Genomic DNA, 25,723 nt, shown 5'->3' on the forward strand with positions numbered 1-25,723 from the left:
ATTACAGGTGTCGGTAAACATCTATTTCATTGAATTTAACAGTCTGCGACGAATTCTGATTATCAGGAATGAGTCCCCATCAATATCTTAGAGTAATTTTAAACGAATGCAAGCCCTGATGGTATGAAACGAGCCATGAGAATTGTTTCACACACAGAAGTATGATTATCCTGGCGAGTTCCATATGACCACTGAGAGACAAATTATAAACATATGAAAAAAACAGTGTTCCATACAAAAACAGTATATCAGATACTTTTCTTATCCCTAATCTTCATTTTTGGAATTGCCAACAGTTGCGATGATGAAGAGGCTCAGGTTTCTAACGTGAATAAAGAGGAGACTGATGCAGAAGAAGAGAAAAAAATATATATCCCAGACGAATTTGATGGGGAAGATTTTAATGATGAGAATAGTACCTGGTGTTATAAGCGAAGCAGAGAATCGGATAATTTTATTGTTTTTTGGGGTAAAGGATATGGCGACAAGGATCCTGGAGCATCGGAGGTGCCTGAAGCCTATAGAGTGGATATAGATGATATGCTGGAAAAAGCTGAGGGGTTTTATGATCTTAATGTCAATCAACTCAAATTTGCTGAGGTGGGGGTTGGTAAATCCCTCCTGGATGATTACAAGATGATGATATTCCTGTTTTATCAGGATGAGTGGAATGCTACTGGGGCCGGATATGATGACACTATTGGTGCATTATGGCTGAGTCCGAACACGTGTCAGCCTGTAGGTTCAACCATTGCCCATGAAATTGGTCACAGTTTTCAGTATCAGGTATTTTGCGATCGGGGTGGAACTTCTGGATATCGATATGGCTTTGGAGGTAATGGGGGTAATGCATTCTGGGAGCAATGTGCTCAATGGCAGGCATACCAAAGTTATCCTGAAGAGGTGTTTGGTTCAGGACACTTTTCTGTTTATTGCGATAACGCTCACCGACATTTACACCATGAAGATTATCGCTATGCCAGCTATTTTATTCATTATTACTGGGCTCAGAAACATGGAATTGATATCATTGGCAGACTGTGGCGATTGGCAGAAGAACCGGAAGATCCCATCCAAACCTACATGCGAATTACGAATATTTCGGTTGAGCAATTCAATGACGAAATTTATGATGCTGCCAGCCGGTTTGTTACATGGGATATTGATGCTCTTCGGGAAATGGGAGTAGCCTATGTTGGAAAGCAATCTTTCAAATTTGTGGAGTTGGGAGATGGGAGTTATCAAGTGGCTTATGATCGTTGCCCAGGGACCACGGGTTATAACGCGATTCCTTTAAATGTTCCTGAAGCGGGGACTACTATTTCTGCCGAATTTACCGGATTGGTCAATGCCTTAGGCTTTAATCAGGTTGAAAATCCCGAAAGGGCCGGCTGGCGTTATGGCTATGTTGCTTTGCTGGATGATGGTTCCCGGGTTTATGGAGATATGATGAGTGGTACAGAAAATGTGGTGAATTTCGTTGTTTCGGAAAAGTGTAAGAAATTATGGTTTGTTGTTACCGGAGCCCCGGATACCTATGTCCCTCACGCCTGGGATGATGACGAGAGTAATGACGATCAATGGCCTTACAAGGTGAAGTTTACAAATACAGATATTCTTGGAAATATTCATTTTGATGGCACAGAAATTCATGAAAGCGTTGTATTTAATTTTGACATTAATTTTCCTTTTAGTAATAGCGAGTATTCGGGAACCACCATAACACTGGAGGGAAGCAATCTGATAGACCTGTGTAAGGGCTTTGTGCTTAAGCCGGGAGAGATTACCAGCAAAATAGGAAGCGACATTGGTTTTAATGGCCGGGAGGCAGATGGAACATTAAATGCCAATACCACAGCCAATGGTTACGGGCATTGGTTTGATGCTGAGGGAAATGTTTGCGGATGGGGAAGTGAGGCCAGACTTTTTTCGGAGTTTAATGCATCGGCCTTTTCTTTTTCTATTGGACAATATCCGGGGCAATGTGTCCCGGGTGAGCAGTATTCAATCAGTCAGGCATTGGTTTATGAATACGAGTCCGGAAAAACAGTTCAGGCAACTTTTATTTTTAATGTTATCATTGACTGACAGCCATTAAAATTTCCGACTGGTTTTACGAAAACTATTTAGTGTTTGTCTATAAAGTCAACTTCTGCGTTACGCTTGTCATAAAAACAGTCATTTACGAAAAGTAAACGCCTTGATTTTTATGACTGCGCAAGCCTTGATTTTGAGCTTTATATTTCAAACACTTAGTTTATGGACATACTCTATTTAAACAGATAATGAGAAAATTTATTTTTCATAGATTCAGTACAAACTGGAAGATGATTGTATTAATAGGTTTGATTCTTTTTGAGGGGATATTGTCAGCACAGGTTGTTTCTTTTGATTCTTCTGGTGCAGGCAACCCCCTTCTTCCAGGTTATTTTGCTGATCCGACCATTAAGAAATTCGGAGATACCTGGTACCTGTACTCCACCACTGACGGAATAAAACTCGCTTCGGGTGAACCACAGGTGTGGATTAGTAAAGATTTTGTGAATTGGTTCAACTACGAGATGGATCTGGATGTTCCAAAAGGCCTAACCAATGTATGGGCGCCTGATGTGGTGGAAGGAAATGACGGAAGATATTATTTTTATATGGGCAATTGTCAGTTTGGATGTAATATTTACGGATATGTTTCCGACTCGCCAATGGGCCCTTGGAAGCCAATCAATGATGGTGTCGCTGTGATTGAAGTGGGCACCGGACTTGATAACCTGCCGGCGCTGGATGCCCAGTTCCTGAAAGATGATGATGGATCTGTGTACAGCTGGTTTGGAACCTGGTGTCATTTGTTCGACGGAATAGGATGGGCGGAGATTGACCCGGTGGATATGACAACTATTCTCCGTAGTGATGCGATCCCTATGAATCAGGTGCCGGAGGCTTTTGAAGCGGCTTACCCACTAAAAAGGAACGGGAAATACTTTTTGATGTATTCTTCCGGCGATTGCAGACTTAGCTCTTATGCGGTTCATTATGCTGTTAGTGACCGTCCCGAAGGTCCATACCGGTATGGTCAGAACTCACCTATATTGCAGTCATCCGATGACGGGACCATCGATAGTCCCGGACACCATTCAGTTCTGAAGGGAAATGATCAATACTATATAGTTTATCACAGACATGACAATCCCCACAGTACGGGAGGCATGTTTCGTCAGGTCTGTATTGATCGGTTGGTGTTTGAGAATGATACTACAATTCAGAAGGTAAATCCATCACACCATGGAATTGATTTCGGACAGGATTTGATGGTCTGCGAAAATCTGGCTTATAGAGCCTTGGCTAATGCTTCATCTTTTTATCATCTGGAATCAAAAGCTACCCGATTTTCAAATGGGGATATTAATCATCAGTTTTTACCTCGATTTGCTACCGATAACAATAATGGTACAATCTGGAAAGCTGCTTCTTCCACACTGCCTCAGTCGTTGGTCGTTGATTTGGGGCGTATGATAAATGTTAAACGAATAATGACTCGTTTCGAATATCCTACTTTCTATTATCAATATACAATTGAGACTTCTACCGACGGTATTCACTGGACATTATTTGCAGATAAAAGCAAGAATCGAAGATCGGGTTCACCAATGATTGATGATGGCAATGCTACGGCAAGATTTGTGAAGTTGACGGTGACGGGTACAGAAAAAACAGGCGTGTTTGCAGCAGTTTGGGAATTGGAGGTTTACGATTCGCTTTTTGAGGTTCCTTTTTTTCAAAACCCGGAGTCTGCTGAAGGACCCGGAGTAGAGCGTACAGAAAGCTGTATTGTTAAGCTGGATGCAGAAAGACTGAAATCAGGCGTGCTTACAGGTGATATTCCAAATAAAGGCGTAATAGGTGGAAGTTTTTCAGTTACGGGTGCCCAATTGAAAATAGAAAAGATAGATGGTGTTAAGGCTTTCTTTTTTGACGGGCTACAGGTTCTGGAGCTTAACAGGCAAGTCCCTGAAAGTATGGCCTGGAATGCGCCGTTTACCGTTTCCTCCTGGGTTTTGAATCCGGAGGTCGGTGAGAGTGAATGTATCACCACCTGGACTTCCAGAGAGAATATGATGATGGGGTCGTATGCTGCGCTTATGTACGGTGCTGGCCATTATGGCGCTGTGGCCCATGGAGATGGCTATGTCGATCTGGCCTACTGTAAGGTTCCCGAAGCCGGTGAATGGCACCATATTGCACTGGTTTTTGATGGGATGAAGGAAGTGCTTTATGTTGATGGAGTACTGGTATTGGAACAGCCCATCAGTTTGTTTGTGGAGAACAGTTGTGTAATTATTGGTGGCAGTGGTTTATCAGAAGAGAATTTCTCGGGGTATATATCCAGTCTCAGCCTGTTTAATAAACCAATGATAAAGACCGAAGTAGAGGCCTTGATGAATAAAAGCAGACCTCGCGGGTTGAGTAACAAGAGATAGTGCAAAAATAGGTTTTAATTAATAAGATAAAATGTTTCAATATGAAGTTATTAAAGGGACTTAAACGTGAAAAATCAGGGGGAGCTGTTTCTCTTTCTCTATTGTTGGGGGGGATGTTATGCGTCGGCAGTGGATTGGCAGTTAGTGATGCTTCGGCTCAGGAACAGTTGGAACCCACATCGGGTTTGCTGGAGTTCGCAACCCCGGATTTTAAGCTTTCGGTGAATAAATCAACTCAAACAGCAATAGAATTATCGCCGGTGGTTGAGCCGGGCTTTAATTATACAACGGGTGAGTGGTCGGAGCTTAGAAAAGGAGATGGATATTATCAGCTGGGTGATGTAAACTTCCGTGTGCGGCAGAAGGGGACGGTTGATTGGACCAGTTATTCAACTGCTGCGCAAAGAGGAGATGTTCAGGCGTTGGACAATGGAGGTAGGGGTGTTTTGGCGGCTGCCAGATTGGATGGTACGCTTCCCAAAGATGTACCGCTTGAAGTCACGCGCTTTTGGGAAAATGTAGATGGGAAATTAATTTTGCGTTTTGAGTTGTATAATAAACTCGATAATGAGATTGAAATCGGAGCTTTGGGCATACCGATGGTTTTCAACAATATTTTTCACAAGAAGCACCTGGATGAGGTGCATGCCGGGAATGTGTTTTTTGATCCGTATATTGGCATGGATGCCGGGTATTTGCAAGCTGTAAGGCTGAGCGGAAAGGGACCCGTATTGCTGGTTTTGCCGCATGGCAAAACGCCTTTTGAAGCTTATCGTCCCCTGCTCGATGATCCTATGCCACGTGGAATCACTTTTGAGGGATTTCATGAATGGATGGTTCACAGTAAAGCGTATGCCGACAATGAGTGGCGTGGTGTGCAACAGTGGAACAAGCCCACATCGGTTGTTTTGGCTCCGGGAGAATCCTGTTCGGTGGGCGTTGAATTTGTGTTATGCGATAATGTTCATACCATAGAGCAAACGTTAATTGAGCAAAAGCGTCCGGTGGCTGTTGGTTTTCCAGGCTATGTGCTGCCCCGGGATGTGGATGGACAGTTGTTTGTTAACTATAAGGCCGGTATTCAGTCTTTTGAGGTGATGCCCGAAGGTGCCCTGGCAATAAAAGAGGACGGAGTGACGCCGGCGGGTTGGAAAAAAATTCGTGTTAATGGCCTTAAATGGGGGCGGGCGCGTCTTTTAATTACTTATGAAGACGGTACGCTTCAATCTGTTAATTATAAAGTTATAAAACCGGAGGCAGAGGTGGTTGCTGACAATGGCCATTTTTTGACGCACGAACAATGGTTTGATGATGAAAGTGATCTTTTTGGTCGCGCCCCATCTGTTATAACTTATGATTATGAAGATAAGCGACAAATAACTCAGAATAGTCGGTCGTGGATAGCTGGTCTCAGCGATGAAGGTGGTGCCGGAAGCTGGCTTAATGCTGTAATGAAACAACTGGTGCAACCCGATCCGGATGAAGTGGCCAAAATGGAAGATTTTGTTAACCGAACTTTGTGGGGAGGTATTCAATATAGCGAAGGCGAACATAAATATGGCGTTCGTAAGAGCCTCTTTTATTATGAGCCTGATAGTATGCCTGATGGAACTTACAGCAATGATGTTAATTATGGCACCTGGGCGGCATGGAGTAAAGAGGCTTCTGAGTCGGTAGGACGCTCGTATAATTACCCTCACGTTGCGGCTGCTCATTGGGTGATGTATCGTTTGGGACGTAACTATAAGGGACTGGTAACTCAACGTTCGTGGGAGTGGTATCTGGAGAATGCTTTTCAAACTTCCATGGCGATGGTCGGGCAGGCGCCTTATTATGCTCAATTTGGGCAGATGGAAGGCACTGTTTTTCTGTTGGTATTGGAAGACTTAAAAAGAGAAGGGTGGAACGACCAGGCTGAAAAACTGACGTCTGCCATGCGTAAAAGGGCCGGGCATTGGGCATCTCTTAATTATCCTTTTGGTAGTGAAATGCCCTGGGACTCTACGGGGCAGGAAGAAGTATATATGTGGTCTAAATATTTTGATTTCGACGACAAGGCCACTGTTACATTAAATGCCATATTGGCTTATATGCCTACAGTTCCTCATTGGGGGTATAATGGTAGTGCCCGGCGTTATTGGGATTTTCTGTACGCAGGGAAGTTGTCGCGCGTTGAGCGTCAACTTCATCATTATGGCTCAGCATTGAATGCAATTCCTGTCTTGCATGCCTATAAAGAATCGCCTGATGATATTTATATGTTGCGAGTAGGGTATGGCGGATTGATGGGTGCTTTATCGAATATCACTCAGGATGGTTTTGCGCCTGCAGCATTTCATTCTTTCCCCTCAACATTGAGTATCGATGGTATTTCAGGTGATTATGGTACGGGCTTTTTTGGCTATGCCGTTAATACCGCCTCTTTTCTGGTTAAACATAGTGAGTTTGGATGGCTGGGTATGGGAGGAAATGTGACCTCCAAAGGTGAATGGATTACTTTAAATTTAACAACAGCGGCTCGTTCACGTGTTTTTGTAGCGCCACTGGGGCTTGAGATATCTCTTGATGCCGGTAAAATTAAAAGTGTTTCATATAATTATTTGTCTGGCCAACTACAACTGGTTTTGGATGCTAAAAATGATTATACACCGAATGCTTTATTGCGGATTTTGTTGAATGATACTAACGGAATCGATAATTACAAACCTGCTGAATTTTTGGCGAATGAGCGTGGTGTTTATGTAATTCCATTGAAGAAGAAAAACAAAACAATCATTATCCGGAAAACAACGAATGAGCAAGAATAAATAAATTAAGTGACTGAAATATAAAATTCAAGGCTTGTGAAGCCCTAAAAATGTGAGCTTAGTGGTGTAAATGCTTATTTTAAGAGTAGGTGTAACACCGAACAGGGGCTTTTCAGACAAACTCTAATTGGAACATTTAGTTTCTGATGGAGGAGGAATGCAATGATTTGGTTTATTATGGATTCAGTCAATGATCCTGTTTTTTTGAAATAAACAACTTATAAAATTAATAGAAATGATTAAAAATGTCTTTTGGTTTATTTTTATGGGAGCGGCAGTGTGCTTCTGTGGTTGTCAGCAGCCCGAAGCAGAGAAGCATTATGTCAAAACCGGCGGTCCGGAAGTGATTCCGTTTCGTGCTCTACAGTTTGGTTTGGAAGATGTTAAATTGCTGGATGGGCCCTTTTTGGACGCGACTAAACGCAATGAGAAAATTCTTTTAAATTATGAACCTGATCGTTTGTTGGCCCATTTCAGAGAACAAGCAGGTCTGGAGCCCAAAGCTGAACACTATGGTGGTTGGGAAGGCGAATCGTTGACAGGTCATAGCCTTGGGCATTATCTTTCTGCCTGTGCGATGATGTATAAAACCACTGGAAATGAGGAGTTCTTGGATAGGGTGAATTATATCGTCAGTGAACTTGATGAAATTCAAATAGCCAATGGGGATGGGTATATTGGTGCTTTTGAAGGAGGCAAGAAGGTTTTTGAGGAACAGATTGCTAAAGGAGAAATTCGTTCAGCCGGTTTTGATCTCAATGGAATATGGGCCCCCATTTATACGCAACATAAAGTAATGGCCGGTTTGATGGATGCCTATAAGTTATGTGGAAACGAAAAAGCGCTGGAAATTGAAAAGGGATTTGCCGATTGGCTTGGAACGATCGTAAAAAACCTTTCACATGAGGATATTCAAAAGATGCTTCATTGTGAACATGGCGGAATTAATGAATCTTTTGCGGAACTGTATGCCGTTACAGGTGATAATAAATATCTGGAATTATCGCGGGTGTTTCATCACGAGGCTGTGTTGGGGCCTCTTTCCGAAGGGATAGATATTTTGCCGGGCCATCATGCCAATACTCAGATACCCAAATTAATTGGACTGGCGCGTCGTTATGAACTGACCGGCGATACTGTTGATCGAAAAACAGCAGAATTTTTTTGGACGAGTGTTGTCAATCATCATTCGTATGTTACCGGTGGTAATGGTGACCATGAGTATTTTAGCAGTCCTGATACTCTTAGCAATTATCTTAGTAGTAACACAACTGAAACGTGCAATGTCTATAATATGCTTAAACTCTCAAACCATTTATTTAAATGGGAAGGAGAGGCTAAAATTGCTGATTTTTATGAAAGAGCGTTATTTAACCATATTCTCTCGTCTCAACATCCCGAAACCGGGCATGTTATATATAATTTATCGCTTGAGATGGGGGGGCATAAAGAATATCAGGACCCTTACGGATTCACTTGTTGTGTGGGAACCGGAATGGAAAATCACGCCAAGTATCCGAAAAATATTTATTTCTACAATGATCAGGAATTGTTTGTGAGTCAGTTTATTGCCTCTGAGCTTACCTGGGCTCAAAAAGGCTTAAAATTGACTCAGCATACACAATACCCTGATGAGCAAAGTACTGCTTTTACTTTCGAGTGTGAAAAACCAATTGATTTAGTACTGCAGATTCGTTATCCTTACTGGGCTCAAAAAGGTATGACAGTGAAGGTTAATGGCAGGGAAGTTTCATTTAGCGCAACGCCACAAAGTTTTGTGGCTATTGATCGTGTTTGGAAATCAGGGGATAAAGTAGAGGTGTCTTTTCCTTTTTCGCTTAGATTAGAGACTATGCCCGACAATAAAGACAGAGTTGCTTTGATGTATGGCCCTTTGGTTTTGGCCGGACAGCTGGGACCCGAAGATGATGCAAATGCCGCCAATCCTCTTTATGTGCCTGTTTTGATGGTTGATGATTCTAATCCTGAGACATGGACTACCAGCGTTCAGGGGGCTACTAATACTTTTAAAACGAAAAATGTTGGGCGTCCGCGTGATATCGTTTTTAAACCTTTCTACAAAACTAATGACTGGCGCTATTCTGTCTATTTTGACATCTTTAATGAAGCCAGATGGAAGACTTTTCAGGAAGAGTACAAAGCCAGGCAGGAGGCTAAGAAAAAACTGGAGGCCCGGACCATTGATTATTTTCAACCTGGAGAAATGCAGCCGGAAAGAGACCATAATTTTAAAAGCGAAAAAAGTTGGGTTCATGAGTATCGTCGGCGTAAATATCGTGAGGCCGATCGTGGCGGCTGGATGTCTTTTGAAATGAAGGTCGTTGATGAAGGTCCTCTGCAGTTAGCTATTGAATATTGGGGTGGTTATTCTGGGAGTAAAACCTTCGATATTTTGGTTAATGGAGAACGAATTGCCACTGAAAATATCTCCAATGCCCGCCCCGGTGAATTTTATACCCAGGTTTATGATATCCCTGATGGCATTGACAGAGAAAATGGTTTTATTACCGTAAAATTAGATCCCAAAGATGACCATAGGGCAGGACCGGTTTTTGGCGCTAGAACCTTGAAGAAGTAAGCGCTTAATATTGATAATTTATAGACTCCCTGTGAAAAATGGTTTTGCAGGGAGTTTTATTTGATAAGTGCAAGAGTTTTTCGAGAATGTGCCATGCATCTGTTCTAAAAAGGATAATTTTTGCATATACTTTTTGTTTAATGATCCCTCGCTCTTTTATTAGTAGTTAATCTCTTAATTTAGGGTGTGAGTATAATTTTTTTTTAATATGATACGTTTTGTTTTTCTTTTACCTTTTGTTTTTTCTGCACTGATTCTTAATGCACAGCTTACTAAGGAGGATTATGAAAGGGCCGACTCTGTTTCGAAGTTTAGGAATATGGTACTAAATGAAGTACTTGAACTGAATTGGATAGACACGACCGAACTATTTTGGTACAAAACGAGGATCTCTTCCGATACTATACGTTATTACATTGTTGATGCTAAAAGCCTGAGTAAACGATTGGCTTTCGATCATGACCGCGTTGCAAAGGTGTTGAAAGAAGATTTGAATATGAATGCTAAGCCGGGTCAACTTTGGCTTAATAAACTGAAATTCTCTCCCGAAATTGAAAGTTTTACTTTCCAATATAAAGATTCTGTATGGAAATGCCACATTACGGAGGATTATAAACTGGAAGCTATTGCCCCCGCGAATAAGCGGCACTCTGGAGGTCATTGGGGCAAGACTCGCGATGAGCTGGGCAACGGACCTGTTACATCTCCCGATGGTAAAAAGGTGGCTTTTATTCGCGATTATAATTTGTTTGTCAGGATGCTGGATGAGGAGGAGCCGGTACAGCTGAGTTTCGATGGAGCTGCCGTGGACCTCTATTCTTCTTATATTTCATGGTCCCCCGATTCACGTTATCTGACGACTAATAAAGTCAGACTTCATGAAAAACGCTATATGCAGTTTATAGAGTCTTCTCCCAAAGAACAATTGCTTCCAAAACTGCATAAAATTGAATATCTCAGGGCTGGCGATGTTCTTCCCATTCATAGACCCACTCTGTTTGATGTGCAGGAGAGAAAACAAATTGATATTGATACCAGAGCTTTCGAGAATCAGTATAGTATCTCAAATGTTAAATGGTTGGCCAATAGCAAGGCATTCACCTTTGAGTTCAATCAACGTGGACACCAGCGATACCAGGTGGTAAAAGTTGATGCTATGACAGGGGAGATACTCATTGTAATTGATGAGAAGAGTTCTACTTTTATTGATTATAGTGGTAAGCGGTATCGATATGACCTGGAAGATACTCAGGAAATTATTTGGGCTTCGGAGCGCGATGGCTGGAATCACCTCTATCTTTTTGATGGCCAGTCAGGAAAGATGAAAAATGCAGTGACTAAGGGTGAGTGGGTCGTTCGTGGTGTGGAGCATGTTAATGAGGACGAACGTTTCATTATATTTCGTGGCAGTGGTCGCAACAAAAATGAAGATCCCTATTTCGAGCATTACTACAGGGTGGGCTTTAATGGCAAAGGGCTTGTAGATCTGACGCCGGATAAAAGACAACACAAGGCTACTTTTTCTCATGATTATAAGTTTTTTGTAGACACATATTCAACGCCGGATATTCCCCCGGTTAGTGTCTTGAGACAATCTGCCGACGGGAAGATCTTGATGACGCTCGAAAAAGCGGATGTTTCAAAGCTGACTGAGTGTGGATGGGTGGCACCTGAACCCTTTGTTGCAAAAGGGCGCGATGGAAAAACGGATATCTGGGGAAATATTTATCGACCCTCCAATTTTGACCCTCAAAAATCATATCCTATTATTGAGTATATCTATGCAGGCCCCCACAGTTCTTTTGTGCAAAAAAGTTTTGTCCCTTATATGGGACATTTTAGCAGGCTGGCCGAACTGGGATTCATTATTGTGCAGATTGACGGCATGGGAACTTCTAACAGAAGTAAAGCATTCCATAACGTTTGTTATAAAAATCTGAAGGACGCCGGTTTTCCTGATCGTATCAAATGGATGAAGGCTGCAGCAGAAAAGTATCCCTATATGGATACTACAAGAGTTGGAATATTTGGGGCTTCTGCTGGTGGTCAGAGTGCCATGGGAGCTGTGCTTTTTCATCCTGACTTTTATTCTGCCGCGGTGGCTTCTTGTGGCTGTCATGACAACCGAATGGATAAGATGTGGTGGAATGAGCAATGGATGGGATATCCGGTAGGTCCCCATTACGCCGAATCGTCGAATGTTGTGAATGCCCACCTTTTGGAGGGACATCTGTTGCTGATTGTTGGCGAGAATGACGACAATGTTGATCCGGCTTCAACCATGCAGGTCGTGGATGCTTTGATTAATGCTGATAAGGAGTTTGAATTGCTTGTATTACCTGGTGTTAATCATACCCTGGGAGGTAAGTATGGGGAGCGCAAACGTCGTGATTTCTTTGTCCGTTATTTGTTAAATGAAGCGACTCCCAATTGGAATAATTGATTGTTGTTCTGTTTATTTATTTTATCATACCCAATTTTCAGAGGGATCGCCCTATTCAAAGGACACGCCCACCTGTTCGCCGGTGGCCGGAATAGACTTAAGATCATGCCTGTTTTCATTGTTCTCTGACAAGCCAATATTCTGTGCCTGCACACGAATCCGGTTACTGCTTTGATCTTCGGTCGTCCAAAGAAACGCACTTTTACATGACCCGGCATCAGTTTTTGCCGTTGTAACAGCGCCATTTGCCACACGAGGCAGCCATGCAAAACTTGTTTCCTGGTATCGAACCGCATAAGAAATGACGGGTGGTGATGACTGTTGTAAAGTGTTAATTTATAGTGCTTTTGTGAGGCGCAGAAAAAACACGTGTGATTTTTCAAAAAAGACGTGTGTTTTTTGAAAAAAGACGTGTGTTTTTTATTAAAATGTAGCGTGATATTATCAGACATCACGCTACATTATTTTTTTTAATTCAAATCCGTTCGGTGTAGCGTCTCGCTACGTCGTATTACGTAAAAAATTTTTATTTTATTTATGTGCTCAAGCCGCACGGGTTTTTACTTTTTTTACTCATTGAAGTTTTTATTTCAAAGGTATTCGTGATCCGCTTCGCCTCGTTCGGTGTAGCGTCTCGCTACGCCTAATTACGTAAAAAAGATATTTTTCATTTATGTGCTCAAGCCGCACGGGCTTTTACTTTTTTTACTCATTGAGGTTTTTATTTCAAAGGTATTCGTGATCCGCTTCGCTCCACTACAGCAAAATTCAATTAATTAAAATGCCGTCGCTGCAAGTCATTTCCTAAACGGAAATTCCTTGAGGCGGAAAGCAACCCCGATATCTCCTGAGATTACTGGTTTTTATATTAGAGCTGGATTTTAATTAATTCTCTAAATTTTTTTATTTGCCATAAAGTCGGGAGTTTGAGCTATGAAGTTCAAATTCAAGGCGTTTACTTTTCGTAAATGACTGTTTTTATGGCAAGCATAACGAAGTAGTTGACTTTATAGACAAACACTAAATATTAAAATAATCTCTAGGCGATTGGCCGTAAAGTTTTTTAAAACAGGAAGTAAAGTAGGCTGGACTGGCAAAGCCGCTTTCATAAGCCGCTTCTGCAATATTACATTTTCCTGCACGAATTAATTGAGTGGCATTTTTTATCCTAATAGTACGTATAAATTCTGTCGTGGAGCATCCCACAATTCCTTTAAGTTTTTTGTGAAGCAGGGAACGACTTACGCCCATTTTATTTGTCAGAAAAGTTACATCAAGGTGCTCATTATCCAGATGTTCTTTTACAAGCTTAGTCAACTCTTCTATGAACTTTATATCGGTGTTGGAACAATATAATTCGCATGATGGAAAGGCTGCGTCATTATGAAAATGAGTAAGCACTTTTTGCCTGTTTTTTAAAATGTTTTCGATTATTTGAATAAGCATTTCGGGATAAAATGGTTTCTCAATGTAATAATCAGCTCCTGTCATTAGTCCTTCCAATTTGTTTTCTACACCTGTTTTTGCGGTCAGCAATATAATAGGTATATGGGAGGTGGCCTGATCGGTTTTGACTTCTTTTGTAAATGTAATACCGTCCATTTCAGGCATCATAATGTCGCTAATAATGATATTTGGTGTTGATGTATTAAGTTTCTCTAATCCTTTTTTGCCGTTACTAACAGCTTCAACATGATAATTAACCTCTAAAAACTCGATAAGAAATTTTACCAATTCAATATTATCTTCAATCAGCAGAATATATGGTTTGCCTGAAATCGCGTCTATGGGATCGCCAATCTGCTTTGGAAATGATTCCTGGACTATTTCGGATTTTAAATTTTGTTTTATAAACTGATCCTTTTCTGTTACAATTTCTTCGTCCTGGAAATCGGCTTTTGAGACGGGGAGCAATACCGTGAAACTGGAGCCTTCACCCGGCTTACTATCCACTTCTATGGTACCCCGGTGAAACAGAACCATACTTTTTACGAAAGCCAGCCCTATTCCTGAATTTGCAGAATGGACGTTTCCATGATCCGATTGGAAAAATTGATCAAAAATTTTATCAAGGAACTCGGGTTCAATTCCTTTGCCCGTGTCTGATACCTGTATAATCAAATTTTGTTTGTCATTTGAGGAAGCACCTTCTCTTGGTTTGATATCTATGAATAACTTAATTTTGTCTCCTTTTTCGGTAAACTTAAAAGCATTGGAAAGTAAGTTAATAATGATTTTGTCAACTTTATTTCCATCGAACCAAATTTTAGAATTCGGTTGAGGTATTTGAACAATAAATTCGATGCCTTTTGAATCAGCTAACTCCGAGAATGATTCTGTTATATCATTTATATATGTATTAATATCCTGAAGCGAAATTGTCAATTTATCTTTTCCTGTTTCAATTTTTCTGAACTCCAGCAACTGATTGATCAAATAAAACAGACGCTTGGCGTTCCGTTCAATTCCCGAAATCTTTTCTCTTAAGGCTGGACTCAGTTTTTCTTCTTTCATAAGTTGGCTGGTTGGACCGATTATTAGTGTTAAAGGTGTTTTAAGTTCATGTGATATATTCGTGAAAAAATCAAGTTTAATTTGATGGATTTCATCTTCATGTTCGCGTTCCCGACGTTCCAACATTAATAGCGCTTTTGCTTGTTCAATCCTTTTATTTATTTTCAGAGTCAGGCGGGTCAATAAAATTATTGTCAAAAGAAAACCGGCGAAAGCGCTTTTGGACAACCACCAGGGCGGACGAATTACGATTTTTAATTGTTGACCTTTAGCAGCATTTCGAATGTCTCCTATTGAGGCTTTTACATGAAAGTAATAGGTGCCGGGACTCAGGTTTGTGTATGTCGCAAAATTGCGTGTTCCCACAAAATTCCATTTTTTTTCAAAACCTTCCAGATAATATGCATACTGACAGCTACCAATAGCTGAATAGGCTATTGCCGCATATTCTATTGTCAGAACATTTTGATCATAATCCAGTAAAATGTTTTTTGATTTGTTTAATGACTGTTTTAACTTTTGGTCTTCTCCTGGAATTACTTCTTCATTGAAGAGTTTCATTCCGGTAAATATTATTTCCAATGTGTCGGGTTTTTGCTCAGGCTGATTTTCATTGAAAGAAATCATCCCGTTGTTGCCACCAAAATAGATGTTTTCCTGACTGTCTCTGAATGATGCACGGTAATTAAATTGATTGAAGGGAATTCCGGAATTACTGTCATACAAAATATTTATATCCTCATTGGGAGAGAATCTTACTAATCCTTTATCACTGCTGGCCCAAAACCAACCATTATCACCTTCTTCAAGACTAAATATCCATGACACAGGAAACCCTGTTTCAGTGTTGAAGAATTTTATATTTCCTGTTTTTTCATTATACCTGCACAATCCTTTGTAGCAATCTCCAAACCAGACATTACCCTTCGAATCGGTTTTTACAAAATTAATACTATTCATTTCCGGTAACCGGTTGAACAAACAAAGAGAATCCTTAGATGGTATATACTCATATACTTGTGATCCGGAAGTAAACCACAATTTCTCAGACGTTCCTGCTATACATACAAATTGTGATTTTCCTAGTATTTTAGGCTTCAAAGCAGAAAAAGAGCCTGTTGCTTTTTTATACACCGATATGCCTTCCGACGTGGCTATATAAATAGATTTTCCTATATCTAAAAATGAGTATATCGCATCTGATGATAATTCGTTTGTATTACCAGGATTCAGGTACTTTATTTTGTTGTTTTTGGTGTTTAAAATGTTGATACCTCCGGTGTATGTGGCAATCCATAATTCGTAATCGGATACGAACAGAAGATCGTGAATATTATTGTATGATAAAAGTGCCGGTCCTTTATTTTGTGAATAATGAATTATTTCACCAGAATAGCGGTTGTATTTATTAAGCCCATTATCCTCAAGTCCAATCCATAAATTGCCTTCCTTATCTTCGGTGAGACAACTGACAACATTGCCATTCAACTCGCCCTTTCCTAATCCTGGATTCCAGGTTTTGAAAAAGTTTTTTTTATTACTCCAGAAGTTGATTCCTCCGAAATAAGTTCCCAGCCAAACATTTCCTTCCCTATCACAAAATGCATCATAGATGGGATTGCTATTTAATCCGGTAGGGTTTTGTAAATCAAAATAATGTAATGTCAGATTTTCTGATTCCGGGTCATAAATAGCTAAACCATCTTCGCTGCCTATCCAGATGCGACCTTGCTGATCTTCTGTCAGGCAATGCACCAGATTATGATGTAAATTAAAGGGAGCTTCCTGACTTTGAGAGTACACCTGGTACTTTCCGGTAGTGTGATTGAAACGGACCAGACCATGCTCCGACATTCCCAACCAGCTATTTTCGCGCGAATCAACAAAAAACAGAGTAGTCTGTTGGGGCGTCAATTCTTTGGGAACGTTATAATATTTTACTGTTTTTGATTTTTTTGAAACGACCACTATCTTGTCGTTATTTGTCAAAATAACAATCGATATTGGGGTCTCAATAATACTATTAAAACCCATTTCTTCCGGGAATGATACAAATGGAAAGATAGTCTTTAATGGTTTTTCCATTTTAGTTGAGGCATCGAGGAATGTGATTTTGTCCGTTCTGCAAATCCAAAAGCCATCTTTTGAAGGGACTACAGATAAAGCTGCGTCAACGCTATTTAATAACTCATAAGGTTTGAAACATTCCTGATAGCTATCGAAGTAATAATATTTTTGATTTATGGTACGGGTGATTAAAAGAGAATCAAAAGCAAGATAGAGTTTATCACCAAATATAGTCACTTTATTAGCCGAAGTGTCGTAAGCAGGAAACTCCTTAAATGTTTGTCCATCAAATCGGGTTACAATGGCTCGGGTTGCAAACCACATAAAGCCATCAGAATCTTGTATTATGCTCTTAACAAATGAAGATGGTAATCCATCCTCATTTGTGTAATGGACAAATTCAGTGAATTTTATTTCTGACTTAACACTCGTGGTGATCATATATAATGTGAGAATCCAAAATAATCGGTTCATTCCTGTTTTTTATTGGAGCTGCTTGAGCTGTTACTTTTTTATTGTATATGCCTTAAGTACTGCGATCGAAATATAGAGTATAATTTAGGATGTGGCAAAAAAATCATTTAGTTCTGCCTCATTTAAATTTAGGTTGTCATTGAGCTATTAAAGGTGTTAAAATTTTTTTCAGAGTTGGCAATGAAGTACAAAATATAAAAAAACGTGTTGTTTGCGAATCTGTGATAGTGATAGTTGATTTTTTGAAATTCAGGCGGTGTTACGTCCTGTATTTTTACATTATTTAAATTTTGTTAGTGTGTGTTCATTATTGTGAAGATGTTTATGATAATTCTAAATATTTAAGTTCAGCTCTCTGAGACGGGAACGGCAATGTTTTTCATTATAAATATTTATATAATGATCTTAAAATCAGTATTATGAATAATAGATTACTAATGTTTTTTTGCTTGATTGAATTCATTTTTGCTTTGCGGATGGTTGGTCAGGAAACAGGGCTTGTAACCTTTTACGATGAATTACAGGCGGATGAAGTTGTCTTGTTAAAACAAACAGCATCTGACTTATATCTGGGGTCGCGTGATGTAGCAACCAATCATAGTGCCGCATGCCTGGTGCCATTTTCTCTTTATAATGAAGATATGCAGTTCGGTGTTGGCTCTGTTGATCCAACCAATTTTGAATGTCAGTTTTATGTTAAAAGTACTGCCTCGCAGACTAAATATTTTTTACATGCCATAAGCAGTAATGGCTACACTACCCAGATCGGGGAATATACGTATGGAGGTTTGACGACATGGGTTTTACATTCGAATGCTGATGGTACCACTAAAATCAGGAACTCACAAACAACCGGAAAATATTTAGGTTCAGACGCTTTAATATCGAATTCAGCACTTTATCGTGATAAAACGGGGTATGTTGATTGGAAGATATACCGGCTTGCTGAATTACAAGCTGCTAAAGCAACCGAACTTGAATCGGCAACTAATGATAGTCCTGTGGAAATTACGGATGTGGCCATCTTAAATTCAAGTTTTGAAGATGGAAACCCCGGTCTTGGTTGGAGAAATAATGGTTTTCAACGCCAAAATAATGATGCGTTTTCGGGAACTAAAGATGGTTCATATTATTGCGAAAAATGGGTGACCAGAGGGACCAATTTACCAAGTGCAAAAATACATCAAACACTTGTAGGATTGCCAAACGGAAAGTACGAGGTAACAATTCAGGGTGGTATTAAGATACAATCAAGTAACGATGAAGAAGATTTACCCGGTTCGGGAATGAAAGTCTTCGCAAATTATTCGAATCGTTCAATGGATGCTATTATCGACGATTACTCTGTTATTACCTGTATAACTGATGGCCAATTAGTATTTGGTGTCGAACTCGAAGATGTTATGGGCAATTATGCCTATTTCGACAATGTAAAACTAAAGTATTACGGCGGTAGCCTGGAGGCCTGCATCAGCACCTTGGATCCGATGATCGTAAGGGCTAATGAAATTCTTGATGAAGGCACATTTCCTGTCGCTTCAGGCGTGGCATTGGAAGCTGCTGTTGAGGATGCTGAGAATGCAAAATCAGCCTCGTCGTTAGATGATGTTTTAACTGCCATACAGACACTCAACGATGCCTTGAATCAAATAGAGCAAATTGTTGCTGATTATCAAGACTTGAAGGGTTATGCTGATGAAGTTGAAACGGCCATTTCGGTATATCACAGAACCGATTTATCGGTTTATTATGATACACTTTTAACAGCCTTTAATAATCAGTTATGGGATGCCGGCCGTATTCAGAAAGAAATTGACCGAAGGGATAGTTTGTTTTATTCGGTGGAATTGGAGGCTGCTGACCCAACTCCTTATACAATTAAACAACGTTTCGATGTCGACCTGGTTGAGTCTTCTTTTCCGGTAGCTTATGCACAGGCAATTGCAGATGATAATCATTTTATCGCTTACTATGATAAGGATAAGAATTTGTGCGTTGGCTATCGAAAATTGAATGAATCGTCTTTCAAAAAAACCATATTAAATTCTAAAATTGCCTGGGACAGTCATAACTATCTTGAGATGATTGTTGACAATGAAGGTTATATTCATGTAAGTGGCAATATGCACAATGTTCAGTTGAATTACTGGCGTTCGAAAAACCCATACGATGCATCTGAGTTTGAAATGCTTAACTATATGACTGGATCGGAAGAAGATAATACTACCTACCCAAAATTTTTAATGACCAATTCGGGTGATCTTCTTTTTCACTATCGTTATGGATGGAGTGGAAATGGTTACGAAATTTATAACATATGGGATCCTCAAACTAAATCGTGGAGCAGGTTTCTTGATGAGGCTCTTATTGACGGATTGGGCGATCGAAATGCCTATATGAGTGGTCCTTACTACGAATCTGACGGTTATTACCATCTTTATTGGGTCTGGCGCGAAACGCCTGATGCGGCTACAAATCACGATTTTTCTTATGCGCGTAGCAAGGATTTAAAAAACTGGGAAAGTGCTGCGGGCGATCCGGTTGCCAGTCCAATCGTTTTTAGTGAAGAAAAGCTTAGAGTTGATATATCTTCAAGCATGTATGGCACCGGAATTCTAAATGGTGTGCAAAAACATGCTCTGGATTCGAAAAACAGAATTGTTCTGGTTAATATGAAGTATGATGAGCTTGGTAATTCTCAACTGTATGCTTATCGGATGAAAGACGACAAAACCTGGGAAGAAAAGTGCATCACCAACTGGATTTACAGATATCAGTTTGGTGGAGGTGGTTCGCTCCTTTTTGAAATAGAACTGAAGGGGATGCGTAACCTTGGAGGCGGTGAAATTGGCGTTTCCTATTCTCATTCGCAGTACGGCGAAGGTGAAATTATTATTGATGAGGAATCCCTTGAGCCAATTGCTATACGTGAATATGCTAAGACTTATCCCACTAAACTTGACAGTGTCACAATTTCCGGAACCTACTCAAAGCCCATTGAGGTAAACATAGATCAAACCGGAAATTATATTTTGAGGTGGGAAACAATGGGCGAAAGTAACGATCAAATGCCATCCGGAACGTTACCTCCTTATTTTATGCTTGAGTTGATTGAATTGGAATCAGCGGCTACTGCAATTCCATCCAATTATAAAACAAATAGCGATTTGACCGTTGTTCAGATACAATCAAATCTTAAAATTGGCGGGCTTGCAATTGGCGATGATGTGGTAGTTATTGATGCGTGGGGCAGGGTTATAAGCACCTTTGTCGCACGGCAAAAAGAATACTATATCGCTGTTCCTACGAGTGGGTTTTATATTATATCCTCAGGGGGCGAAAGCCGTAAGATTATTGTTCAATAAAGGAATAATAGCGTTTTTTTAGTATAAATTATAGCAACATCTGTCACCGTGGCAGATGTTGTTTCTTTTGATATTTCAGATTTTATGTGAGTTATACGGTGGGTATTAAATTTTCTGACTTTTCTGAAACAAATCAGTATGCCACGGAGGTCTGATTTCACTCCCGTCTATTTGATATACAAAGACCATCAATTACAATACATTCAATTATTATATTAACCAAAATCAAACAACATGACAATCAGAACTTTTTGGATCCTGTTTTTAAAAGTACTTGGAATTTGGCTCGTTTTAAGTGGCTTAACCACTATCCCCCAGTTTATTGGTGCAATTTCTTTTTTTGGAGATAATAGCCAGGATAATTTTTTTGCTGTTATTTATATTCTAGCCTTATTGCTCATAGTAGTTGGAGCCTATTTTGTGATAATGAAATTATTTATATTTAACTCAACCTGGATAATTGATAAATTAAAATTAGACAAGGGAATTAAAGAGGAAAAAATAGATATGAGTATAAGCCTGAAAACTATACTTACCATCTCAACAATTGTGATCGGAGGTCTTATACTTGTTGATGCACTACCAATGCTGTGTAAATATTTTTTTACATTTATTCAGCAGGAATCGTTATTTAGAGATGCACCTCAATCTAATTGGATAATATTTTATTCTCTTAAAGCATTTATTGGGTACCTTATAATGACCAATAGTAAATTAATTACCGATTATATTAAAAAAAATGAAGAGAATATTGAGGTCTAAATAGTGTTTGTCTATAAAGTCAACTTCTGCGTTACGCTTGTCATAAAAACAGTCATTTACGAAAAGTAAACGCCTTTATTTTTATGACTTCACAAGCTTTGTATTTGGATTTTTCCAGCAAGTACTAATTATAATGGAGTCGTTGTGTATCAAAAAAAGCAAAGGAGGTCAATTGGGCCTCCTTTGCTTTTTTATCGTATGCTTTATTTATTTTGTTTTGTCGGGTGCTTCAGGAATGGCAGGAAGTGGTTTGTATTCTGTTTTAACCTGCTCTTTGATTAACTCAATGGCTTTTTCGAGCTGAGCATCTTTCCCCATATATTCCTCGTAAGTGTTGTTATCCAGCACAATGTCGGGATCGACACCGTGACCTTCAATAATCCATTTGCTTTCTTCTGAAGAGTAAGATGCAAATTCCGGTTTACGAAGGTCTGCGCCATCGATAAAGGGCAATGAGCCACTAATACCGACTACGCCACCCCAGCTGCGGGTTCCAATTACAGTTCCCAGTTTGTAATGCTTGAATGCGTATGGGAACAGGTCGCCATCGGATGCTGAATAACGGTCGATCAGTAACACTTTAGGTCCCATCATCATTTGTCGCGGAACAGGAGTGGGATGGGTGAAGTTACGTCGCATATTCGACCGCTGTGCTTCACGTTGAAGTCGTTCGATGAGCATTGGTGATACATTGCCACCTCCGTTGCCGCGATCGTCGATAATCAGTCCTTTTTTGTTCAACTGAGGATAGAATAATTTAGCAAATTGGTTAAGTCCGTTGGGCCCCATATCCGGAATATGGATGTAACCGACTTCACCGTTGGTTGCTTTGTTTACTTTTTCGATGTTGTTTTGTACCCAGTTGTAATAATAAAGATTCGACTCATCGGCAATGGGCGAAACGATAACTTTTCGGGCACCATCAAACGAGGCTTTGCTGTTAACCGTTAATTCAACCTGCCGGTCGGCTTTACCAACCAATAATGAGTAAAGATCGCTTGTTGAATTGGTGTTTTTCCCGTCAATGGCAAGGATAAAATCACCTTCGTTGATATTCAATCCAACGTCTAACAAAGGCGAACGTAAACTTTTGCTCCAATTAGTCCCCTTAAGTATTTTATCAATTTTAAAGAATCCCGAAGCATCGGCACTGATTTTGGCACCCAATAAACCTGTTGCTATGCGTTTGGGAGTTGGCCGGTCACCGCTTTGAACGTAGGCATGGCCTATATTTAATTCACCAATAAGCTCGCCAATCAGGTAAGTCAGGTCGTCGCGATGGCGCACATAAGGAACCAATTGTGCATATTTGTCGTGCATGGCTTTCCAGTCAAGACCGTGCATATTCTCAACATAAAAGAAATCGCGCATCTGTCTCCAGCTTTCGTCGTAAATTTGCTTCCATTCTTTTTGATAATCAACCCAGACTTTCATGTTCGACAGATCGATGGTTTCGTCCAGTTTGACTTCACTGGAAGGAAGATCAATAATGCCCCATTTGTTGTTTTCCCGAACCAACATTTTCTTGCCATTGGAAGAAATTGTGTAGTTAATTTTACCCAATGTGGTTTCTTTTTTCTTCTCTAAGTCGTAGACCTTTGCGTTTTGTTGATCGGAGTAATCGATGTAATAAACCTTGTTGTTAATACACGCAATATTGTAATATACCGATGCTTCGATGGGGAGTGAGACAATTCGATTCGAGATGCCCTCAAGGTCGATGACGATGGACTTATCTTTCGAAATACTTTCTGCTTTGTCCGATTTCTTATCCGTCTTTTTTTCTGCTTTTTCGACTTTAATTTTTACGGTATCATTTTCTAATGCAAAAGGCGATGGGGTATCTTTCGATAAGATGGCCATATAGATGCGTTGCATTTTTGAATAAGAGTGATTCCATTCGGTGTTGCTGTAGGTCGGATTGAAATCACGTTCTGAAATGAAGATGATGTATTTCCCATCATCCGAAAATGTTGGGGAACCTGAGTCGTACCAGTTATCGGTAATGTCGTTAATTTGTTGTGTCGTAAGATTGTAAACAACAATTTTAGAAAATTGGTTATCGGTGGGTTGGCTGAAAGTAATCCATTTACTATCGGGTGACCAGTTGTAGGCGTATATCTCTCCATATTCGGCCTGGTAAACAGTTGTTTGCTTTTTGGTCTCAATATCGATGTATTTCAATCGTAACTTCCTGTCCGACCACATTATTTTTTTACTGTCGGGTGACCAGGCGATGCCAAATTTATAGGTGTCGGCATTGTCGGTTAGTTGTATGGCTTCGCTGTTACCATCCTGTTCTTTAATGTATATTTCAAATTCGCCGGATTGATCGGAAAGGTATGCAATGTATTTTCCATCGGGCGACCAGGTGGCACTGCGTTCGTGTGCTCCGGATGTTTGTGTGAGATTTTTGGTGATTCCTTTTTTCGAAGGCGTACTAAAAATTTCACCGCGTGCGGTAAATACAACACGCTCGCCATTGGGTGACAAATCCGCGTCAGTTATTCGTTTCGAGGCATCTTTCCATTCGTTGCGGGCATAGATGAAGTCGTTGTTGATAAAAACCGGGACTTTGACGGCTTTTTTGTCTTTGACGTTTAATCTGTAAAGATAGCCCCCATTTTCAAATACAATGTTTTCGCCACCCAGAGATGGAAATTTTACATCGTATTCGGTAAAGTTTGTGACTTTTTCAGTGGTGTTGGTTTTTGTGTTGTATACAAAAATATTCATGGTCCTGTCACGATCCGAAAGGAAGAAAATTTCATCACCGGCCCACATCGGAAATATATCCTGTGCCGTGTTATTGGTGATGTTCTTCATTGATTTGGTCTTGAAATCAAACACATGGATATCGTCGGCCATTCCACCTTTGTAGTATTTCCATGTCCTGAATTCCCGAAAGACACGGTTAAAAGCAATTTGACTGCCATCGGGCGAGTAGCTGCAAAAGCCGCCCTCTGCAAAAGGAAGCTCTGTTGATAAACCGCCTTCAACAGGAACTTTAAAGAGTTGGCCCTTAAAGTCGTTGAAGGTTTGTTTACGTGATCGATAAACAATTTCTTTTCCATCAGGCGTCCAGGTCATGGCAATGTTGTTAGGCCCCATTCTGTCTGACACTTTATCACGTCCTAAGGTGGCAGTATAAGTTAATCGTTTGGGAATGCCTCCGGTTGATGGCATGACAAAAACTTCGGTATTGCCATCGTATTGTCCTGTAAATGCCAATTGTTCTCCATTGGGCGAGAATCGGGCAAATAGTTCATAACCAATATCATTGGTGAGCTTGTTTGCTGTTCCTCCTTCAATGGGAACGGTGTAGAGGTCGCCGGCATAGCTGAATGCAATTTGTGTTTCCGATATAGTTGGAAAACGCATTAGCCGGGTTTCGGCAGGTGTGGCATATGCGCCAACAATTCCCCATAGAAATAGTGCAATAAGAGAAAGATTATTTTTATACATCTGTTCTATTTTTGGTTCGTAGCTGCAAATAACTAAAAAACAATTGTTATAACAATAGTTAACGTCATGTTGTTTGTATTTCTTGACAGATAACAGATCTGTATTTTATTCATTATTACTTTATAAGTATATTAATGAACATCACAATTTTGAATGTGAAGAAGTTCTGTTACAACATCCGGTAGATCATCCTCCTTCTGGGTGTTTTTTATTTTTGATATGCGCGTTCGTCCGAATGTTTATGGATTAATACAGCATTTCCAGTTTTTTGTGACGAGTGCATTCGGTTTTGATTCTCGATTGGACAAAATTCATTCTTTCTTATAATATTTTTTGGAACATTAGGTGATGTTTTAAAAGACCACACGTGATAATTTTTTTTTCACACGTGGTTTTGTAAGCCGCGTGGGTAGTGCGTTATGAAGGGGATTTCAGACTAATAACGAGGTTGCATTCATAATTATTGATTGTTTTGCACATTATGATTGATAATATAAAGCACAGTCTACTTTTTTGAGCGAATGATTGAATCAATAGATCGTTAGATTAAAGGTGTTACATAAAAATCCGGGAAGAGCTACGCCCCATCCCCCCTCAAGGGGGGACCGAGGGGGGGTAGAACCCTGACGTGCCAGCCAAAAACTTACAACCCTAAAAGCCCCCGCACCCCCCTGACCCCCTTTAGGGGGAACTCCCGACGCGCCAGGCAAAGCACCACCACATTTACGACATAACCAAAATATACGAGAAACATA

General features: G+C 40.1%; 9 protein-coding genes and 1 pseudogene. 7 read left to right on the forward strand and 3 right to left on the reverse strand.

Annotated features, from left to right (window positions below; genetic code table 11):
• Nucleotides 1–213: 213 nt before the first annotated feature.
• The 5 genes from ACT3CD_RS12265 to ACT3CD_RS12285 all read left to right on the forward strand — a co-directional run bounded on the left by ACT3CD_RS12265 (nucleotide 214) and on the right by ACT3CD_RS12285 (nucleotide 12,321).
• Nucleotides 214–2,088, forward strand: a complete 1,875-nt coding sequence (locus ACT3CD_RS12265) for a DUF4859 domain-containing protein (RefSeq protein WP_444645926.1) — start codon at nucleotides 214–216, stop codon at nucleotides 2,086–2,088.
• 239 nt (nucleotides 2,089–2,327) lie between these two features.
• Entirely contained in the window at nucleotides 2,328–4,472 is a 2,145-nt protein-coding gene (locus ACT3CD_RS12270; RefSeq protein ID WP_444645927.1) for a family 43 glycosylhydrolase, read from the forward strand.
• Between the two features lie 41 nt (nucleotides 4,473–4,513).
• Entirely contained in the window at nucleotides 4,514–7,279 is a 2,766-nt protein-coding gene (locus ACT3CD_RS12275) for a DUF5695 domain-containing protein (RefSeq protein ID WP_444645928.1), read from the forward strand.
• A gap of 235 nt (nucleotides 7,280–7,514) precedes the next feature.
• Nucleotides 7,515–9,878 (forward strand): beta-L-arabinofuranosidase domain-containing protein, encoded by a 2,364-nt coding sequence (locus ACT3CD_RS12280; protein WP_444645929.1) that lies wholly within the window; start codon nucleotides 7,515–7,517, stop codon nucleotides 9,876–9,878.
• A 208-nt stretch (nucleotides 9,879–10,086) separates the two neighbouring features.
• The gene (locus tag ACT3CD_RS12285; protein ID WP_444645930.1) at nucleotides 10,087–12,321 is read left to right on the forward strand and encodes a DPP IV N-terminal domain-containing protein; all 2,235 of its coding nucleotides are present in this window, start codon (nucleotides 10,087–10,089) and stop codon (nucleotides 12,319–12,321) included.
• Nucleotides 12,322–12,372: 51 nt separating this feature from the next.
• Here the strand turns inward: ACT3CD_RS12285 and ACT3CD_RS12290 are convergent, their stop codons facing one another.
• Nucleotides 12,373–12,573: a hypothetical protein gene (locus ACT3CD_RS12290; RefSeq protein ID WP_444645931.1), complete on the reverse strand. Its 201-nt coding sequence runs from the start codon at nucleotides 12,571–12,573 to the stop codon at nucleotides 12,373–12,375.
• Between the two features lie 768 nt (nucleotides 12,574–13,341).
• The gene (locus ACT3CD_RS12295; RefSeq protein WP_444645932.1) at nucleotides 13,342–17,376 is read right to left on the reverse strand and encodes a two-component regulator propeller domain-containing protein; all 4,035 of its coding nucleotides are present in this window, start codon (nucleotides 17,374–17,376) and stop codon (nucleotides 13,342–13,344) included.
• Nucleotides 17,377–18,863: 1,487 nt separating this feature from the next.
• Between ACT3CD_RS12295 and ACT3CD_RS12300 the strand changes: the two are divergent.
• A pseudogene (locus ACT3CD_RS12300) lies at nucleotides 18,864–20,126 on the forward strand (BNR repeat-containing protein); the annotation flags it as partial.
• An 849-nt stretch (nucleotides 20,127–20,975) separates the two neighbouring features.
• Nucleotides 20,976–21,503 carry a hypothetical protein gene (locus tag ACT3CD_RS12305; RefSeq protein WP_444645933.1) on the forward strand — a complete coding sequence of 176 codons (528 nt, stop codon included), beginning with the start codon at nucleotides 20,976–20,978 and terminating at the stop codon, nucleotides 21,501–21,503.
• 207 nt (nucleotides 21,504–21,710) lie between these two features.
• On the opposite strand, the gene ACT3CD_RS12310 is transcribed toward ACT3CD_RS12305, so the two are convergent.
• The gene (locus tag ACT3CD_RS12310; RefSeq protein WP_444645934.1) at nucleotides 21,711–24,968 is read right to left on the reverse strand and encodes a S41 family peptidase; all 3,258 of its coding nucleotides are present in this window, start codon (nucleotides 24,966–24,968) and stop codon (nucleotides 21,711–21,713) included.
• Nucleotides 24,969–25,723: the final 755 nt, after the last annotated feature.

Source organism: Geofilum sp. OHC36d9 (assembly GCF_052400685.1).
Classification (GTDB): Bacteria; Bacteroidota; Bacteroidia; order Bacteroidales; family Marinilabiliaceae; genus CAZHHH01.

Excerpts from the sequence above, each read along its gene's own strand:
- ACT3CD_RS12310 (WP_444645934.1), bottom strand. The coding sequence starts at position 24,968 with ATGTATAAAAATAATCTTTCTCTTATTGCACTATTTCTATGGGGAATT.
- ACT3CD_RS12285 (WP_444645930.1), top strand. The coding sequence starts at position 10,087 with ATGATACGTTTTGTTTTTCTTTTACCTTTTGTTTTTTCTGCACTGATT.
- ACT3CD_RS12270 (WP_444645927.1), top strand. The coding sequence starts at position 2,328 with ATGATTGTATTAATAGGTTTGATTCTTTTTGAGGGGATATTGTCAGCA.
- ACT3CD_RS12295 (WP_444645932.1), bottom strand. The coding sequence starts at position 17,376 with ATGAACCGATTATTTTGGATTCTCACATTATATATGATCACCACGAGT.
- ACT3CD_RS12275 (WP_444645928.1), top strand. The coding sequence starts at position 4,514 with ATGAAGTTATTAAAGGGACTTAAACGTGAAAAATCAGGGGGAGCTGTT.
- ACT3CD_RS12280 (WP_444645929.1), top strand. The coding sequence starts at position 7,515 with ATGATTAAAAATGTCTTTTGGTTTATTTTTATGGGAGCGGCAGTGTGC.
- ACT3CD_RS12305 (WP_444645933.1), top strand. The coding sequence starts at position 20,976 with ATGACAATCAGAACTTTTTGGATCCTGTTTTTAAAAGTACTTGGAATT.
- ACT3CD_RS12265 (WP_444645926.1), top strand. The coding sequence starts at position 214 with ATGAAAAAAACAGTGTTCCATACAAAAACAGTATATCAGATACTTTTC.